The organism is Alcanivorax sp. (assembly GCF_051117345.1).
GTDB lineage: Bacteria > Pseudomonadota > Gammaproteobacteria > Pseudomonadales > Alcanivoracaceae > Alcanivorax.
In genome coordinates, this window is record NZ_JBNPEC010000176.1 from 1 (window position 1) to 18,753 (window position 18,753).

Sequence of the window (18,753 nt, forward strand, 5' to 3'; positions counted from 1 at the left end):
CCTTCAGGTACAAAGCGGAGCACCGCCTCGGCGACCTGTTTTTTCAGCGCATCCTGGTCACTGAAATTATCCTGTCGTGCGGGTAAAAGAACTGTGCGGGAATTATAGGGCAGGCGTGGCGATGACTCGACCCTGGGGCGTCGCTGCCGTATCGCATTTATCCCGGCCAGCCCCTAGACTAGTCCCTTCTGCGCACCAAACACCAACCCGGAACTCCCCATGCTGGATAAATACGTCAAACGGATACTGCAATCCCGCGTCTACGACGTGGCGGTGGAAACCCCCATCCATGCGGCGCCGTTGATTTCCAAGCGTATTGGCAACCGGGTGTTGCTCAAGCGGGAAGACCTGCAGCCGGTGTTTTCCTTCAAGCTGCGCGGCGCCTATAACAAGCTTTGTCAGCTCAACGATGAGCAGCTTCAGCGCGGGGTGATCTGTGCCTCCGCCGGCAACCATGCTCAGGGTCTGGCGCTGGCGGCCAGTTCCATGGGTATCAAGGCCACCATCGTGATGCCGCGCACCACGCCGGATATCAAGGTGAACTCGGTGCGCAATCATGGCGGCAAGGCGGTGCTTTACGGCGACAGTTTCGATGAGGCTCTCGCGCATGCCCGCAAGCTGGAAGCGCGTGACAACCTGACCTTTGTGCACCCCTATGATGATCCGGACGTGATTGCCGGGCAGGGCACGGTTGGCATGGAAATCCTGCGTCAGCAAAGTCGCGACCTGGATGCCATCTTTATCCCTGTGGGCGGCGGGGGGCTCGCCGCCGGTGTGGCGGCCTATGTGAAATATGTGCGCCCGGATGTGAAAATCATCGCGGTAGAGCCGGAAGATGCCGCCTGTTTGAAGGTGGCGCTGGAGAAAAATCGCCGTGTGATCCTGCCGGAGGTGGGGCTGTTTGCCGATGGCGTGGCGGTGAAACAGATTGGCAAGGAAACCTTCAAGATCCTGCGTCATCACGTGGATGAGGTGATTACCGCCACCACCGACGAAATCTGTGCAGCCATCAAGGACGCCTTTGAGGATACCCGGGCCATCTGTGAGCCGGCCGGTGCGCTGGCCCTGGCAGGCCTGAAGAACTGGGTGGCCAAGCACCAGGTGGAGAACCAGACCCTGGTGGCGATCCAGAGTGGTGCCAATGTGAATTTCGACCGCCTGCGCCATGTGTCGGAGCGGGCGGAGCTGGGTGAACAGCGCGAGGCCATTCTGGCGGTGACCATTCCCGAGCGCCCCGGTGCTTTCCGTGCCTTTTGCCAGGCCCTGGGTCGGCGTGGCATTACCGAGTTCAATTACCGCTACAGCGATGACCGGGATGCCAATATCTTTGTGGGCATCCAGCTGCGACCGGGCGGCGAGGCCCTGCAGGCTCTGATGGCAGACCTGGAAGAGCGTGGTTACCCAGTGGTGGATATGAGCGGCAACGAAATGGCCAAGCTGCATATCCGCCATATGGTAGGGGGGCATGCGCCACGCCAGGATATGCAGGAAAGGTTGTTCCGGGTGGAATTTCCCGAGCGCCCCGGCGCCCTGATGAAGTTTCTCCAGTCCCTGGGGGAGAAGTGGAATATCAGCCTGTTCCACTACCGTAACCATGGTGCGGCCTATGGCCGGGTGCTGGTGGGCTTTCAGGTAGAGGCCGGCAAGCATTCCCGGTTGCTGGCGGACCTGAAAAAGGTGCCTTATCCCATGGTGGAGGAAAGCGATAACCCGGCCTATCGCCTGTTTCTGGATTAAATCACTGAACTAACTGGCGATGGGTCTGTCATTGCATGGCGGCTTTTCTGAAAGTTCGCATTGCAAGAGTTGGCACAATCAGTATTTGCGCTCAAGATGGGTGTTTTGAGTCAGTTAGTGGGGATTTTTGTTAAGAAACGTCAGCAGAGTCGGCTAACTGCTTGACTTTACATTTCGAAATGATCAAATTTTGACCTGGTTGGCATTTTACATTTTGTAATGAGATTAAAGTGACATTCCTGTTACGACTTTAGGGTCACTTAAGACATTGCTGTACCGCTTTTTGGGGATAGAAATAATGAAGAAGAAGCCGGACGCCCTGGTGCTACTGGCTGTGATATTCGGGTTGGGCGTGCTGATCAGCAGCCTGACCTACGGCGGCAACGAAAACGATTACCAACGCTACGCAGATAGTGCCGGCGTTGTTGTCAGTCACATCCAGTAGTAACAGTCAGATCTACCGGTTGGTCCCATGGGGCCACCGGTAGTGTTCCTTCCCTAACCCTCTGAAAATCATAGCCCACGGCCACTAGCCTGGGTTGCCTTGGCCTGCGCGCCAGTTCTGCGAGCGTGCGGTCGTAATAACCCCCCCCCATGCCAAGTCGATAGCCGCAGGCGTCAAACGCCACTGCCGGCAGTAGAATCACATCCAGTGCCCACAAAGCCCGCCCCCGATAGTGGTGTGCCGGCTCGGCAATGCCGTAATTGTTGGGGCGCATGGGGTGGTGGCGCTGCCAGAGGCGAAACTGCAGATGGCCACGGCGGATCGGGTCCAGGCGGGGCAGGTAGGTAGTGGCAAGCTGGAAGCGGTTGTGGTCGAGGCAGGGTAGCAGATCCAGTTCGCCATCGTTGGCCAGATACAGTGCCAGGTGGCGGGCAGGGCGATGGCCCAGAGCCTGATCCAGCCGAGGCCCGAAACGGTGACTGGCCCGCCGGCGTTGGCCTGGTGTCAGGGTGCGGCGTTGCTGTCGGAACTGGCGGCGCAGTTGCCGCCGCGTAGCTGCGGTCATGGGCTGGCCAATGCAGAAATAAAGGGTGCTTCCCGGTCCGCCGCTGCGGGTTTGACCCTTGAACCGTAGGTTCAAGGTGGAGGCAGCAACCCCACCTTCAGGCTTTCCGCTCAATAGGCGGACATGCACACAGGCAGGGCAATATTTGCCCCCGGGTATTACATTATCGGCTCGGGGACATGACCCTCTGGCGAACGGGCCAGGAAGCACTCGGATGCAGTATAACAGTGCTGCCGGGGACAGGTCAGGACTTGACAGGGAAGGGATTTCGTAGATTTTTTTGCTTTGCCACGAAGCCGCTGTAGGAGCACCTCTCGAGGTGCGAACCTCGCGTCAACGAGGAAATCGACCGAAGGGCGATCAGGAATGACCCAACTCGACAGGTCTTTCAAGAAAGCAATGCGACCGGTCAAGACCTTCCCTCGCTTGGGCTCGGATTCGCACCTCAAGAGGTGTTATTCGCTTCGCTCACCCTTCGGGCCAGCCTGCGGCTGTTACCTTCGCTGCGCTCGGTTCCTACAGCGGCGCTGTAGAGACGGCGGGTCAGAGCTTACGACGTGCGTCTTCGAAGGCCTGGATCTCGTCTTCCAGGCGACTGAGCAAGGCCTGGACGCGGGCTTCACTTTCGGAATCTTCGGACACCGCCTTGCGGGCGTTGAGCAGTTCGTGGCTCATGTTCAGAGCGGTCATGATGGCAATGCGTTCCAGGCCGATCACATTGGCATCGCGGACTTCACGCAATTGCTTGTCCAGATAGCGGGCGGCGGCCAGCAGGTTGTCCTGTTCACCGGCCGGGCAGGCGACGCGATACTCCTTGTCCAGTAGATGAATTACCAGGGAGTTTTCGTTAGACATGGCCGAGGGCACCGCATTGGCTGTGGATCAGTGTCAGGCAGGATGTCACGCTCAGGACTCCTGCTCCAGGGATTTCAGACGCGAAATAATGGCTTCGACCTTGTTGCGAGCCACATCGTTTTTTTTCAGCAGTTGGGCCCGTTCTTCCACCAGCTTGGCCTCGCGTTCATGCAAGGACTGGTTTTCCTGACGCAGGCGCGCACTGATGCGCAGCAGGTCATCGACGCGGGCTTCCAGTTGCCGTAGTTGTTGTTCCGTCGTCATGGCAAAATGTACGCTGTTCGCCTAAGGTGTGGACCTTTCTCGGCCCGGCGTTCCCGTAGAGCCTGTTTATTGGCCCTCACCCTGCCGGTATTTTCCGGCAATGGCATTTCCACCCGGATTACAGGTTGTTTCAACTATAGGTGTGGGGTTTGCAAGGGTCAACGAAATTCAATAGTGGTAGCCACTTAGCGCACATTATTCACAGGCTGCCTGAGAACCTGTGCGGCGCCCGGACAGGGGCCGAGAGAACCTTCCCATTCCCGCAAAACGGATAGAGTCATGTCCAACCCGATTGATTTTGAAGTCCTGGCCCAGGGCCTGGCGGCCGCCGGTGTGGCCCACTCCCCCAGTGAACTGCAGGGCCTGATGGCGGGGCTGCTTGCCACTGGCCATGGCGGTCACGATGAAGAAGTGATGGGCGTATTGGCAGCCCATACGGAGATTGACGGCGGCTTTGACGGTGCCCTCTCGGTGGCACTGCTTTCATTGCGTGATCAGCTCCACGAAGGGTTCCAGGGGACCGGTCTTGAGCTGGCGCTGCTGCTGCCCGGCGATGAAGAGGAGCTGGGCCTGCGCGTGGCGGCAGTGGCACAGTGGTGCGAAGGTTTTCTGGTGGGGTTCGGTACCGGGTCGGCCAACACCCATGACAAGGATCTGTCGCCGGGCATCCAGGAAGCCTTGTCCGACCTGGCGGCGATCAGTCAGGTGGCCACGCCGGACGATGACGGCGACGAACAGGAAGATATGTTCGAGCAGGTGGCGGAGCATTGCCGGATGGCGGCGCTGATGATTTACACTGAGCTGGTCATGCGCCACCAGGACAAGCCGGCACCGGCGCCGCAAACGCCACCCACCCGGCACTGAGAATCGCCGTTATCGCTGCCACTACCAAGGAGTGCTCTTGAGTATCAACCGCCAGGAATTCGATCGTCGCCGCCAGGAGCTGATGGGTATCATGGGGCCCAACAGCATTGCTATCCTGCCGGCTGCCCCGGAGCGCACCCGTAATCGGGATGTGGAATATCCCTACCGGCAGAACAGCGATTTCTGGTACCTCACCGGTTTTGGCGAACCGGAAGCGATCATGGTGCTGTTGCCCGGGCGGGAGCACGGCGAGTATGTGCTGTTCTGCCGTGAGCGGGATCGTGCCATGGAAATCTGGAACGGCTACCGGGCCGGGCCCGATGGCGCGGTGGCAGATTTTGATGCGGATGATGCCTTTCCCATTGGCGATATCGACGAGATCCTGCCGGGACTGATCGAAGGCCGCGAACGGGTCTACTACGATCTGGGCCACGATGCGGAATTCGACCGCCGCCTGATGGGCTGGGTTAACAGTATCCGTGAGCGGGTTCGTTCCGGTGCCCAGCCGCCCGGAGAGTTCATTGCCCTGGCCCACCATCTGCACGACATGCGCCTGTTCAAGAGCGCCGCCGAAATCAAATTGATGCGTCGCGCTGCCAGCATTTCTGCCGGTGCCCATGTGCGCGCCATGCAGTCGGTCAAGCCGGGCATGATGGAATATCAGCTGGAAGCGGAATACATCCACGAATTCATGCGCAACGGCTCACGCAGTCCCGCCTACCCGAGCATTGTCGGTGGCGGCGCCAACGGTTGCATCCTGCACTACATCGAAAACAGCCAGAAGCTGAAAGACGGCGACCTGGTGCTGGTGGATGCCGGTTGCGAGCTGGAGAGTTATGCCTCTGATATCACCCGTACGTTTCCGGTGAACGGTACGTTCAGCAAACCCCAGCAAGCCCTCTACGAGCTGGTGCTGGCCAGCCAGCATGCGGCTATTCAGGCTACCCATCCGGACAATCACTGGAATGTGCCCCACGAAAAAGTGGTGCACATTCTTACCCAGGGACTCTTGGACCTGGGCCTGCTCAAGGGTGAATTCAATGAGCTGGTGGAGACCGCAGGCTACCGGCGTTTCTTTATGCACCGCACCGGTCACTGGCTGGGACTGGATGTGCATGATGTGGGTGACTACCGGGTGCAGGACCAGTGGCGACAACTGGAGCCGGGCATGGCGCTGACAGTGGAGCCAGGGCTCTATGTGGCACCGGACGACGACAGCGTGGACGAGCAGTGGCGCGGTATCGGCATCCGCATCGAGGATGATGTGGTGGTAACCAAAGACGGTTGTGATGTGCTTAGCCACGAAGTGCCCAAGGAAGTGGCGGATATCGAAGCGGTGATGAAAAAAGCAGTTAACAGTTAAGGAGCCTCTGAATAACTCCTTGCGTACTCAGCGTGGCCTGAAGCGTGCAGCTGTTGTGTCTTGTATCGACGGACAGGGTGGTTCCCTTTCCTAGAGACAAGGCGCAGCAGATGTGCGCTTCAGGCCGCGCCCTGCGGGTCTTTCAGGCTGGCCCGTACTCGTCGTTACAATTTTTCGATGGATCGACATACACCTTTAAAATTGTGCCTAGATTACGAGCCAGCCTGAAAGACTGAGCATGCAAGGAGTTATTCAGAGGCTCCTTATAGTTAACAGCGAAAACCGGTGCTGCCACGCAAGCTCCTGCAGATCCCCTTTATATAGTTTCGGGAAAACCTGGATGACGGAACAGAGGCAAGATCCCATTCTTATCGTCGGCGGTGGCATGGCCGGGGCCTTGCTGGCGTTGTTGTTGCGGCATCACGGTGCCGCTGCCGTGACGCTGGTGGAAAGCCATCCGCTCACCCTGCCCGATGAACCGCCGCTGACGCCCAGCTTCGATGCCCGCAGTACCGCCCTCTCTGCCGGTACCCTGGCGGTACTGGATGAATTGGGGGTGGGCGAGGCCATTCGCGAACATGCCGCCGCTATCGACACCGTGCATGTGTCCCGCCGTTCCCGACTCGGTATCACTCGACTGCGTGCCAGTGAAGAAGGGGTGCCGGCGCTGGGGGCAGTGGTGGAAAACCGCTGGCTGGGCTTTGTGTTGTTGCGGGCCCTGTATGCGGATGCCGCTGTTGAGGTGCTGGCACCAGAGCGGCTCAGTGCCATTCGCCGGCTGGCAGATGGCTATGAGGCCACCCTGGAATCCGGGCACACCCTGACCACGCCGTTGCTGATCGCAGCCGATGGTGCCAGGTCGCGTACCCGCGAATGGCTGGGAGTGAGCGCTCGGGATACTGACACCGGCCACGATGCCATGATTGCCAACCTGTCACTGGCCAGCGACCACCAGGGTATTGCCTACGAGCGCTTTCTTAACGATGGGCCCTTGGCGCTGTTGCCGCTGCCGGATCGTCGTTTTGCCCTGGTCTGGACCGGCCCCCGTGATCAGGTGGATGCCTGGATGGCCATGGAGTCCGGTGCTTTGCTGGAGCAGTTGCAGCAGCAATGCCCGGCAGAGGCGCCCCGCATCACCGGCATCGGCGAACGTCAGCGCTACCCGCTGGTTCTCACCCATGCCTGTGCCCAGGCCGTGCCCTACGGTGTGGTGGTGGGCAATGCCGCTCACACCCTGCACCCGGTGGCTGGGCAGGGCTTCAATCTGACCGTGCGCGACCTGGTGCAGCTTGCCCGCACCGTGGGCGGTGCGCAGTCGCCGGGGGCGCTGGCCCGGTTGCAGCAGTATGTGCAACGCCGGGAACAGGACCAGGCTCTGATCAGCCAGGCGTCCCGCTGGGTGCCGGAAGTATTCCGGGTCCAGCAACCGTTGTTTGCTCACAGCCGGCAGCTGGGGCTGGTGGCCATGGATATTCTGCCGGGCCTGCGGCAGGGGTTCGCGCGGCGGGCGATGGGGCTGTGAAAAGGCAGTTAATAATTAATAGTTAACAGTTAATAGCGAAACCCGTGCTACGAAGCTGCTGTAGGCACGGAGCGTAGCGGCGTTCCTACATATCAACAGTGAGCATCGACCTTTGAAGAATGCGGCCATGACAGAACAGTCTGATTCCCAACATATCGTCATCGTCGGCGGTGGTATGACCGGGGGCTTGCTGGCGGTGTTGCTGGCGGACCAGGGGCTGGATGTGACGGTGCTGGATGGGGCGCCGGCGCCGGTGATGCCGTCCGGGCCGGCGCAGTTGCGGGTGTCCACGCTCACCGAGGCCAGTTACTGGCTGCTGCAAAACAGCGGCGTCTGGGAACATCTGGACATGAGCCGGGTGCAACCCTATGACGCCATGCAGGTGTGGGATCAGGATGGTACCGGCGAGGTGCTATTCCGGGCTGAAGAGGTGGGCGCGCAATCGTTGGGCTGGTTGTTGGAGAATGGTCATCTGGCGGCGGGGCTGTATCGCCGGGCGGCGGACTTCCCCAATCTGAATTGGCGCTGCAATGTCGCAGTGGACAGTGCCCGTCGTGAAGCCGAGGGCTGGCAAGTGTACGCCGGGGATCAGTGCTGGCAGGCGGATCTGTTGGTGGGTGCCGATGGCGCCCGCTCCCGGGTGCGTGACTGGGCCGGCATCAGTGGCGGTGCCCGCGACAGTGGCCATCATGCCCTGGTGGCGACCATCGCCACGGCCTTGCCCCATAGTGCTTGCGCGCGTCAGGTGTTCATGGAATCCGGGCCGCTGGCGTTGCTGCCGCTTTACAGTGACCCGCAGCAGGGCGAGCAGCGGCAGTGTTCCATTGTCTGGTCTGGTTGGCCGGAGCGTATTGCTCAACTGCGAGAAAAGACGCCGGCGGATTTTGCTGCCGAACTGCAAGCGGCCGTCGGTGATGCGCTCGGCGAGGTGACGCTGCTCAGCGACAGAGCGGTGTTCCCAATCCAGGAGCGACATGCCAGCAGCTATGTAGCGGCGGGCCTGGCGCTGGTGGGCGATGCCGCCCACGTGATTCATCCGCTGGCGGGGCAGGGCGTCAATCTGGGTCTGTTGGACGCGGCGGTGCTGGCGGAAGAGGTGGAGCGAACCGTTGGCAGCGGGCGTTCCTGTGCGGACAGTGCGGCTCTTGCCCGATACCAGCGTCGGCGCCGCGGTGAGAACCTGATCATGCAGAATGCCATGCGTGGCTTTCAACACTTGTTTGGCCAGCGGGCCCTGCCGGTTCGCTGGCTGCGCAACACGGGTATGCGCTGGGTCAATCAGGGCGGGCCGCTCAAACGCCTGTTTGCCCGCCAGGCCATGGGCCGTGGTGCGGATTTACCGGCGCGCGCACGGCCGCAATCTCAGGGTCTGTAAGGCTAGAGCTTGGCATGAAATCCTGCCATACTTGCGCCTCAATTAAGAATCATTCTTGTTTCATTGTGCGTTTGATGGAGTCTTCTACTATGCGAGCCATTGCGTTTCTGGCCGCCGCCGTTGTCATGCTTACCGGGCTGTGGGCCTGCTCCGAACCCGCTGCTGAAGAAGAACTGGTGGTCTATACCTCGCGGAATGACCATCTGATCAAGCCGGTGTTTGATGCCTATACCGAGGCCACCGGCGTGAAAATCCGCTATATCACCGACAATGCCGCTGCCCTGACCGCTCGTTTGCAGGCTGAGGGTGAGCGCTCTCCAGCGGATATGCTGATCACCGTCGACGCCGGCAACCTGTGGAATGCGGCGGACAAGAATCTGCTGCAACCGTTGGAGTCTCCGGTGCTGGCTGCCAATGTGCCGGCGGAACTGACCGACCCGGAAAACCGCTGGTTCGGCCTGACCGTGCGGGCCCGCACCCTGGTGTATTCCACTGACCGGGTGGATCCGGCGGCGCTGTCCAGCTACGAAGCCCTGGCGGAACCGGAATGGAAGGGCCGTTTGTGCCTGCGTACCTCCAAAAAGGTCTACAACCAGTCTCTGGTGGCGACCATGATTCAGCGCCTTGGTGAAGAAAAGGCCGAGGAAATCGTGCGTGGCTGGGTGGCGAATCTGGCCACTGACGTATTCTCCAATGACACCGCCCTGATGGAGGCCATCGTCGCCGGGCAATGTGATGTGGGCATAGTGAACACTTACTACTTTGGCCGCATGAAGCAGGATAACCCGCAGTTGCCGCTGTCCCTTTTCTGGGCGAACCAGGAAAGCAGCGGTGTCCACGTGAATATTTCCGGCGCCGGTATTACCCGCCATGCGCCGCATCCGCAAAAGGCCCGCGACCTGCTGGAGTGGATGAGCCAGCCGGAAGCCCAGAAACTGCTGGCCGACCGCAATATGGAATACCCGGTGAATGCCGCCGTGGAGCCTGCCGAGGAAGTGGCCTCCTGGGGGGAATTCAAGTCGGATGATCTGAACGTCAGTGTGGCCGGCGCCCTGCAGGTGGATGCCGTCAAACTGATGGACCGCGCCGGGTACCGCTAACCGGTGCGAACACGGGGAGCCCTGTCCGCCAGCGGAGCCAGCGTTCTGCTGCTGGCCTTGCTGGTGCTGGTGCCCATTATGGTCCTGCTGGCCGCCTGGCAGCAGGAACAATGGGCCACCTGGCAGCACCTGCTCGACACGGTGCTGTGGCGGCTGGTGGGCAACACCCTGTTCCTGATGGTCGGCGTCACCGCCGGCGTGCTTCTCCTTGGCGTGTCCTTGGCCTGGTGTGTGGCTACCCTGGAATTCCCGGGGCGGCGCTGGCTGCAATGGGCGCTGTTGTTGCCCATGGCCATGCCCGCCTATGTGCTGGCCTTCGTGATGGTGGATCTGCTCGATTACGCCGGCCCCATCCAGACCTTCCTGCGCCAGTGGCTGCCGGTTCTGCCGGACTTCAGCGCCCGTCACCCCCTGTGGGTGGTGATGACCCTGTCCCTGGTGCTCTACCCCTATGTCTACATGCTTGCCCGGCTGGCCTTCGAGGCGCAGGGGCGGGCGGTGCTGGAGCAAGCCCGCATCCTCGGTGACTCGGCGTCTTCCGCGTTCTTCCGGGTGGCCCTGCCGATGGCGCGGCCTGGCATCGCGGCGGGTCTGGCCCTGGCATTGATGGAAACCCTGGCCGACTTCGGCGCGGTAAGCATCTTCAACTTCGATACCTTTACCACGGCCATCTACAAGAGCTGGTACGGCCTGTTCAACCTGCAGGCCGCCGCCCAGCTTGCCTCCCTGCTACTGCTGTTCGTGGTGGTGGCCCTGTGGCTGGAGCGGCGCGGGCGCAGTCGCGCCCGCTACAGTGAGATCGGTGGTCGCCAGACCTTGCGCAGCCGTCCCCGGCTGGCCTGGGGGGTGACGCTGTTCGCCTTTACGGTACTGTTCCTGGCCTTCCTGCTGCCGGTCAGTCGCTTGCTTTACTGGGTGATCGACAATGGCTTGATGCAGGTGGATGCCCGTTTTCTCAACCTGATCTGGCGTACCTTCCTGCTCGGCACCATGGCCGCCCTGCTGGTGCTGACACTGGCCGGCTGGCTGGCCTGGGTGAAGCGGCATCAGCCGTCGCCCTCGGTATCCGTGGCCGTGCGTTTGGCGACCCTGGGTTACGCCTTGCCGGGTTCGGTGCTGGCGGTGGGCATCATGATCAGCTTCAGCGCGGTAGAAGGCTGGCTGGCGGATCTGGGGGTGGGCATTGTACTGGTCAGCACCCTGGCCGCGTTGCTGCTGGCTTACGTGGTCCGCTTTATGGCCGTGGGTTTCGGGCCGGTGGAAAACGCCCTGCAACAGGTGCGCCCCAGCCTGGTGGAAGCGGCCCGTACCCTGGGGGCATCCTCTGCGGAAGTAGGGCGTCGGGTCTATGTGCCGATGATGCTGCCGGGTCTGCTCACTGCGCTGTTACTGGTGGGCATCGATGTGATGAAGGAAATGCCCGCTACCTTGCTTCTGCGCCCCTTCGGCTGGGACACCCTGGCAGTACGCATTTACGAGCTGACCGCCGAAGGGGAGTGGCAACGAGCCGCTGCCCCGGCGTTGACCCTGGTACTGCTGGGACTGATCCCGGTGATGGTACTGACCCGCCGACGCTCTGCACGGCTGAACTCTCCCCGAGACTGATTCACCTCCCTGGCTGTGCTCCCCCCGCAAAAGGCTCAACTTCCTCGAAAAGGCTACGAACATCCCCTTACCTGTTTCGATATCGAAGCGTTTATTTTTGTGTATATATGTAAATTTGGTGACGGTTTAGGCGTTTCCCGTGATGTATTCGTGAAGAAAGATTGGTACGTTTATACCAACTTATTGCGCACATAACTGTGTATGCAATCTGAACAATAAAAAACTGCCCCGTCCGGGCGCGTCTTTTTTGGAGAGCTTCATGACAATACGGAAACTGCTGCCTGCCATGTTGGCGGGTGTTGGGGTTGTGTGGGTGTCGCCGGCACTGGCCAGCATGGGCAATATCGGTACCACCTACGGGGTGCTGCCCTCTGATTTGGCTTCTGCTCAGGCCCTGTCGTTGTTCAACAGCCAGGTCTCCGCCACCTATTACAACCCGGCCTACCTGGCCCATGACGATCGCGGCGAGCTGACCACCGGCCTGTTGCATGCGGACCATGAGCTGCGGGGTAGCAGTCTGGGTGGTGCTGCACCGTTGCCGCGCAGCAGCGATACGCTGCAGGACTCACCGTCCCAGCACACGCTGCTGGGCATGAAGACCGACCTGTCCTCACTGACCCGCTATAACCACCCCATGTACCTGGGCTTCATGCTGGGGGTGGAGAAGTACGGCGAGGAAATGATGGCCTTCAATTCCCAGACCTCCGTGGAGGGCCAGTACTTCGAATTCGGTCGCCAGCCCCTGTTCCTCAACCTGGGCGGCGGTACGAAGATCTGGCGCGGCCTGGATATGGGGTTGTCCGCCCGCATTACGCTTCACTCGGAAGCAGAGCTGGTGGCCACCTCTACCCTGGGCGGCGAAACCAGCTATGAAACGCTGAACGTGTCTGCCAAACCTTCCATTCGTCCGATCTTCGGCATGAACATGGACTGGGGCGAGAGCTTCTGTGGCGAGGGCAACAACTGCTGGTACGACGGCCTGGAAACCGCCTTCAGCTTTCGCGGTTATTCCAACACCAACACCACGGTGGACTCCACCATCACCATCCCCGGCACTGTGCTGGACCCGGGTATCAACCTGGCCATCAGCACCGTGGATTCCTATCAGCCAAACATTTACGCCGCTGGTCTGGCCTACGGTCGTGACCGCTGGCGGGTGGGCCTGACCGTGGAAATGCAGGAATGGTCACGGCTGGAAGAAGAGCTGGAACGCGACACAATCAAGGACCAGGCGGTCAATGCCGCACAGGATGACTATCGCCTCGCATTCAAGGACATCGTGGTACCCCGGTTGGGCGGTGAATTCCATCTGGATGACACCTACATGGTCACCGGCGGGGTAGCGTTCAGCGAGTCGCCGCTGGATTCCGACGGCTCCCTGGAAGTGAACTATCTGGATACCGACAAGTGGATTGTTGGCCTGGGCCTGACTGCCCGCTACAAGTCGGTGCCGGTGCTTGCCTACCCGGTGCGCCTGGATCTGGCCTACCAGTATCAGAAACTGGAGGCGCGCACCTTTGACCTCTACGACCGTCGCTCTCCGTCCTTCCCGCAGCCCTACGAAAGTCTGGAAGCGGAAGGGGATGTGCACGTCTTTTCCGGCTCTATCACCCTGAAATTCTAGGAGATCGGCGATGAGAACAAGAACTCTATGGCTGGCCACAGCCGCCGTGACCCTGGCCGCCTGTGGCGGTGATGCCGGCGACACCCCGTCCATTGCCGGTTGGCAGCAGGCCGAGGTCTATTACAGTTACCCCTACGACGGACAGCAGAATCTGTCACCGAAAACGCCGCTGGTACTGCGCTTTTCCCATGCCATGGAGGTGGATGCCAGTCACTTCACCCTGCTGCGCTGTGGGCAAGTGGATGAAGCCTGCGCGGATACCGGCGACAACCGGGTGGCGTTGAGCGCTCCCCAGGCGCTGGATAACGGCAAGGGTGTCAGCCTGCAGCCGCTTTCCCCGTTGCAGGCGCATACCCACTATCGACTGGTCATCGACGGCATCGAAACCAGCCAGGGTAGCCCGGTGTTCCCGGATGGCGGTCTGGATTTTGTCACCCGTCTCAGCGAAGACGGCCCCATGTCCAGCCAGATGGCCACACCGGATCTGGCCATCAGTCAGCTCATTCCCGATGGCGATGCCCTGCCATTCATGGATTTCTCCACCCTGCGGGTGCGTTTCAACCAGATGCTCGACCCGGCCACGCTGGTGTACGGCGACACCGAGGCGGGTGCGTCCGTGGAGCTGGAACACCAGGGGGATACCGTGCCTGCGGCGCTGCTGGTCAAGGGCAATGCGGTTACCGTGGACCCGCTGGATGACCTGACCCCGGGCCAGCAGTACACCCTGACGTTCACCTCGTCGGTACGCGGTGTGGATCAGGCCCAGCTGACCGGTGGCTTTGAGAAGAGCTGGATTGCCCGCAATTCCATGCCCCGCGCCACCCTGGTGCAGGAAGTCCTGAGCGCCAGTGATGATCAGGCCGACCCGTGCAATGACGCGAATGCCCTGGTGGCCAAGCTAACCGGTGCCACCATGAACTGCGTGCCGATCCAGTCCACCCTGCTGGGTGACAAGGACGCCACCATGCAGACCGGTAATGTGTTCGCGGAGCTGGCCCATCTGCCCAACTACCCGGACGTGTCGCCACTGCGCATTCCCCGCAACAGCCTGCTCACCGGCACTAACGTGACCGTCAAAGTGGCCGGGGAAGTGGCCGCCGGCATTGAGACGGGCGCTATCTCGGTGACCTTCCTGTCCGATGCGTCCGGCTACCTGTTGCCCAACCCCTACAGCGATGCCCATCAGGCGCCCAAACAGGTGAAGCTGTACATGGATGTGTCCATGACCGCGGAGAACCCGGAGGCCAATGGTGCTCTCAGCCAGACCCTCATGCACGTGGAGCTTAACGGCATGGCACTGGTGAAAGAGGGCCGCATGGAAATTGATGCGGTGGGCATTGTGGAACCGAAAGTTCTCGGCCAGGAAACCGCCTTTGGTCTGCTCAGCTTCCACATGAAGTCCTATGAAGATCAGGAGAACGCCCCGCAACCGCTGCCGGATATGACCTCGCCGGTACGGCAATCCATGGTTCCGGGGGTGGACGCTGATGGTATGGCGCTGACCGCCCGCCCCGGCGATGCGGTGATACTGAATTTCAGTGAGCCACTGGATACCGCCACCCTGCGAGCCGGCGATACCTTCGGCCTGCAACATAATGGCAGCCATGTGGCGGTGGACTGGTACCTGGACGGCGCCTCGCTGGTCATGCGTCCGGTCACCCCGCTGGCATTCGGCGAAAGCTACACCGCCATGGTCAGCGATCAGGTCACCGACCTGGCCGGTAACCCGGCAATCCCGGTGAGCGACGCATTCAGCTTGCCGGAACGTATCGGTGACAATGCCCCGCCCAGGGTGCTTACCAGTTACCCGGGTTTCCCCTGTGCCGCCGACAAGGCGCACTGGGAAATCGAAGCGGGGAATCATGGTTTCTGCCAGGGTGGCAGCACCGATGACGACCGCAATCCGGTGCCGCATCTACCGGCGGATCGGGCTATCCGGGTCAATTTTTCCCAGGATATCGCGGCAGAGTCCGTCGTCTTTGAAAACACCGATGCCTGTGACGTGGGCAGTTTCCGGGTAGAAAAAGTGGCGCTGGACCCCAATACCGGTCGCCCGTTGCGCTATGACGAAAACGGCAAGCGCAAATACAGCTGCGAAACCGGCGTTACGGGTCAACTGAAAGTGGGGACCCGCAGCCTGGTATTCACGCCGGATGAGCCCTGGGAGGCCGGTGCTTATTATCGCTATATCCTGATGAGCGTGAACCAGACCTCTGCCCAGCAGCCGGATGACTGCAGTAGCGGCGAGGCCATCTGCTCCAGCGACGGCAAACGTTTGCAGACTGCCATGCTGCGAGCACCGGGTGGCGACATGGGCGGGCCGGACATGCATCTGCATTTCATTGCCAGTGCCCCGGTTGCCAGCGTCTTCCAGCCACTCAAGAATCTGCCCACTGCAGATCTCAATGGCAATGGTCGCTTTGATGTGGGCGAACCGGGCTACCAGGGAGGCGAACCCGGTGCCAACACCACAGCGTTGATCATTGATCAGAGCAAGGGAAACAATGGCAGCGAAGGAGGGGTGACCGACCCCGCGCTGATCTGTGATCAGCCGGAGCAGTGCGGTATCCATGTGGTCGGCGGCCTCAACTCGGAGGTGATCGGCGCTACCGAGCCCTACGATGATCCCTCGACAGCGGACGTCGAAGCCTGGCCGGCGGTAAGGGTAGGGTTGTACCCGACCCTGATTCAGGCGTCGTCGGTGACTCTGAAGGTGAAAATTCTCGGTATTGCTGAAAGTGATACGCCCACGGAAACCCAGTTCATGCGCATGCGTTACAACTGTGTGGCCTGGCCGGAAGATGCCGGGAATTTCTGCGGCAAGCAGAACCCGGATGGCAGTTTTGTCTTCGATCAGTGGGAGCGGCAGGGACTGATTCCAGGCTGGATTGTGCAAACCCCGGATGGTCCGGAGTTCCGTGCCGATGTGAACCTGTATCTGGATGCCCCTTACATGCACATCCTGCTGGACGGTTCCCACAACCAGCACAGCTACCCGTTGACCATGAATCTGGCCGGGCCGGTGACCTTCCTGCCCGATGGCCGCATGGTGATCGAACAGCTCAACAGTAACGATATCGCCGTGGATGTGAATCTGTCAGTGCTGATCCTGAGCCCGAAGATCTACCTGAAAATCCCGGCTGGCGGAGTCAAACTCCAATACCTGGGGGAGCCCATCAAGCCGTAACCTTCGGATGATGAAACCCTTGCCGGCCTTCGGGCCGGCTTTTTTATGGCGCTCTACCCGCCCTTCACATACCCGCCTTTGCGGGGGTAAATCGAAACCGCCCGGTTACATCGGTTAACAATACCGGTGCTCCCACCTACTTTTCTCAACTATTCCCAACTTTTTGCCAACGGCGCTGGCACCTCCGTTTTGTTTGACTTATTGCATATACACAGGGGGGAATAGGCGAGAGGCTGCATAGCTTCGCGTGTTGTTCTCCTGTCGCCTGGGAGCTTAACCTGAGGCGAAAACCCTAATAACAAACGCCGGAGAAGCGCTATGACTACCAAGACCCTTACCCGCTGGGGAGCTGCTGTCATTGTCAGCACTGCCCTGTCGAGCCCTGCTTTCGCTGCCATGGGCAACACAGCCAGTACCTATGGCCTGCTTCCTGCTGATGTGGGGACAGCCATGGGCCTTTCCATGTTCAACTCCCAGGCGTCGGCGCTCTACTACAATCCGGCCTACTTGACCCGGGATCCCCGCGGTGAGCTGACTGTGGGCCTGTTGCACGGTGAGCAGGAATTGCGTGCCGCCAGTCAGGGTAACCCCAATGGTGGCGCGGCTGCGGTCACTCGCGATGGCGATGTGCTCAATGACACCGATTCCCAGCAACAGATCATTGCCCTGAAAACCGATCTCACCGATATCACCAAGTTCGAGCACCCGATCTATTTTGCCATTATTGCCGGGGTGGAGAAGTTCGGTGAGGAAATGCTGGCCTTCAACTCCCAGAACAGTCGAGAAGGGCAATTCTTCAATTACGGTCGCCAGCCACTGTTCCTGAACCTCGGTGGTGGCCTGGAGCTGGGCAACGGGATTACCACCGGCGCCTCCGCACACATTTCCCTGCGCTCTGAAGCAACGCTGATAGCCAGTGCCGACCTGGCCGGAGAAACCCAGTACGAAGAATTGAGAGTGAGCGCCAAACCCGTGATCCGGCCCGTTTTGTCCATGAATCTGGAATGGGACCGAATTTTTTGTGGCAAAGAAGACTGCGGCATCTGGACTGGTCTGGAAACTGCCTTTGCGTTCCGCGGGCATACCGAAGCACGCACTTCCGTGGAGTCCAATCTGACCATCCCGGGCACGGTGATTGATCCCGGTATTACCGTGCTGATCGATACGATCGATTCCTATCAGCCGGATATTTTCAGCGCCGGTCTGCTGTATCACTTCACCGACAATTTTCGGGCAGCCATTACCGTAGAGCAGCAGAACTGGAGTGATCTGGAAGACGAGCTGGCCCGGGATACCGTCAAGGATCAGGCGTTTGCCGAGTTCAAGGATATCGTGGTACCGCGCATCGGTGCGGAGTGGACGGTGAACGATCACCTGATACTGTCTGGTGGTGTGGCTTATCAAGAAAGCCCGCTGGAAAGTATCCAGACCCCGGACGTGAACTACCTGGACAGCGATAAACTGATTGTCGGTGTGGGCTCTTCCCTGATCATCAAGAATCCGCCCATCCTCGCTTATCCGTTACGTCTTGATTTCGGTTACCAGTTCCAGAAGCTGGAAGAGCGGGATTTCGAGCTGACTACCACCCGCCCAGGTGTGACCAACCCCTATGAAGTGGTGACCGCTGATGGCGAAGCCCATGTATTTTCCGGTGCGGTCACGCTGAAGTTCTAACGGAGGTGCTCCATGAAAAAGAATAATATCGCCCTAGCAGCAACAGCACTGGCCGCCCTGGTGCTGGCTGGCTGCGAGGACAAAGACAAGGTGGGCTTTAATACGCCTACCTTCAACGCGCGTAACCTGCACTACACCTATCCGTTGGATGATCAGACCCAACTGGCGCCGCGCGCCATTGTGGCGCTGCAATTCAGTCACGCCGTTTCGGCCAGCGTGGACAACTTCGTGTTCAAGGATGCGGATGGCGCGGATGTAGCCTTTACGCTGGAATCCGTGGCAGACGGCCGCGGTGTGGTACTGACCCCGGTGGATGCACTGGCGCCGGCCACTGACTACACGGTGGTCATGAACGGGGTGACCGTGCTTGGTGAAACCACCACCTTCAAGGATGGTGAGCTGAACTTCACCACCCGCGCCGCCCTGGAAGGGCCGCTGGACACTCAACAGACCGCTGCCAGCTTCGAAGTGGAATCCATCTTTCCCGGTGATGACCAGTTTGAAAGCATGGATTTTTCCAGCTTCCGGTTGCGTACCACAAAAGCCATTGATGCTTCCACGGCGGTCTATGGT

Annotated in this window: 15 protein-coding genes and 1 other RNA gene; 12 read left to right on the forward strand and 4 right to left on the reverse strand. The window is 60.2% G+C overall.

The features are described from left to right. Positions 1-219 precede the first annotated feature (219 nt). Together ilvA and ACFE0K_RS11290 are read left to right on the forward strand one after the other, a co-directional pair. On the forward strand, positions 220-1,737 hold the full coding sequence (ilvA, locus tag ACFE0K_RS11285) for a threonine ammonia-lyase, biosynthetic (protein ID WP_434536159.1): 1,518 nt from the start codon (positions 220-222) through the stop codon (positions 1,735-1,737). 298 nt (positions 1,738-2,035) lie between these two features. Beyond that, positions 2,036-2,182, forward strand: a complete 147-nt coding sequence (locus ACFE0K_RS11290) for a hypothetical protein (RefSeq protein ID WP_156964847.1) — start codon at positions 2,036-2,038, stop codon at positions 2,180-2,182. On the opposite strand, the gene ACFE0K_RS11295 is transcribed toward ACFE0K_RS11290, so the two are convergent. From ACFE0K_RS11295 to ACFE0K_RS11310, 4 genes are all read right to left on the reverse strand, one after another. Beyond that, positions 2,166-2,747 (reverse strand): 5-formyltetrahydrofolate cyclo-ligase, encoded by a 582-nt coding sequence (locus ACFE0K_RS11295; protein ID WP_434536160.1) that lies wholly within the window; start codon positions 2,745-2,747, stop codon positions 2,166-2,168. The two genes, ACFE0K_RS11290 and ACFE0K_RS11295, sit on opposite strands and share 17 nt — an antisense overlap. 25 nt (positions 2,748-2,772) lie before the next feature. Next, positions 2,773-2,956: non-coding RNA, 6S RNA (gene ssrS / locus ACFE0K_RS11300), on the reverse strand. Positions 2,957-3,290: 334 nt separating this feature from the next. Continuing rightward, positions 3,291-3,602 carry a cell division protein ZapA gene (locus tag ACFE0K_RS11305; RefSeq protein ID WP_434536161.1) on the reverse strand — a complete coding sequence of 104 codons (312 nt, stop codon included), beginning with the start codon at positions 3,600-3,602 and terminating at the stop codon, positions 3,291-3,293. A gap of 51 nt (positions 3,603-3,653) precedes the next feature. Further along, on the reverse strand, positions 3,654-3,866 hold the full coding sequence (locus ACFE0K_RS11310; RefSeq protein WP_035246082.1) for a TIGR02449 family protein: 213 nt from the start codon (positions 3,864-3,866) through the stop codon (positions 3,654-3,656). A gap of 279 nt (positions 3,867-4,145) precedes the next feature. Here ACFE0K_RS11310 and ACFE0K_RS11315 point away from each other — a divergent pair, with 279 nt between their 5' ends. The 10 genes from ACFE0K_RS11315 to ACFE0K_RS11360 all read left to right on the forward strand — a co-directional run. After that, positions 4,146-4,730: a UPF0149 family protein gene (locus ACFE0K_RS11315; RefSeq protein ID WP_434536162.1), complete on the forward strand. Its 585-nt coding sequence runs from the start codon at positions 4,146-4,148 to the stop codon at positions 4,728-4,730. A 37-nt stretch (positions 4,731-4,767) separates the two neighbouring features. Continuing rightward, a complete protein-coding gene (pepP, locus tag ACFE0K_RS11320; protein ID WP_434536163.1) occupies positions 4,768-6,093 on the forward strand; it encodes a Xaa-Pro aminopeptidase in 1,326 nt (441 codons plus the stop codon). Positions 6,094-6,433: 340 nt separating this feature from the next. Further along, on the forward strand, positions 6,434-7,615 hold the full coding sequence (locus tag ACFE0K_RS11325) for an FAD-dependent monooxygenase (protein WP_434536164.1): 1,182 nt from the start codon (positions 6,434-6,436) through the stop codon (positions 7,613-7,615). Between the two features lie 127 nt (positions 7,616-7,742). Then, positions 7,743-8,990 (forward strand): UbiH/UbiF/VisC/COQ6 family ubiquinone biosynthesis hydroxylase, encoded by a 1,248-nt coding sequence (locus tag ACFE0K_RS11330; protein WP_434536165.1) that lies wholly within the window; start codon positions 7,743-7,745, stop codon positions 8,988-8,990. 89 nt (positions 8,991-9,079) lie between these two features. Next, positions 9,080-10,090, forward strand: coding sequence for an extracellular solute-binding protein (locus ACFE0K_RS11335; protein WP_434536166.1), 1,011 nt, complete (start codon positions 9,080-9,082; stop codon positions 10,088-10,090). A 3-nt stretch (positions 10,091-10,093) separates the two neighbouring features. Next, positions 10,094-11,695, forward strand: a complete 1,602-nt coding sequence (locus tag ACFE0K_RS11340; protein WP_434536167.1) for an ABC transporter permease — start codon at positions 10,094-10,096, stop codon at positions 11,693-11,695. A gap of 259 nt (positions 11,696-11,954) precedes the next feature. Then, entirely contained in the window at positions 11,955-13,319 is a 1,365-nt protein-coding gene (locus ACFE0K_RS11345; protein ID WP_434536168.1) for an OmpP1/FadL family transporter, read from the forward strand. A 10-nt stretch (positions 13,320-13,329) separates the two neighbouring features. Next, positions 13,330-16,506 (forward strand): Ig-like domain-containing protein, encoded by a 3,177-nt coding sequence (locus ACFE0K_RS11350; RefSeq protein ID WP_434536169.1) that lies wholly within the window; start codon positions 13,330-13,332, stop codon positions 16,504-16,506. A gap of 318 nt (positions 16,507-16,824) precedes the next feature. Further along, on the forward strand, positions 16,825-18,180 hold the full coding sequence (locus tag ACFE0K_RS11355) for an outer membrane protein transport protein (RefSeq protein WP_434536170.1): 1,356 nt from the start codon (positions 16,825-16,827) through the stop codon (positions 18,178-18,180). Between the two features lie 12 nt (positions 18,181-18,192). Next, positions 18,193-18,753: Ig-like domain-containing protein (locus ACFE0K_RS11360; RefSeq protein ID WP_434536171.1), on the forward strand; the 561-nt coding region annotated here is incomplete at its 3' end.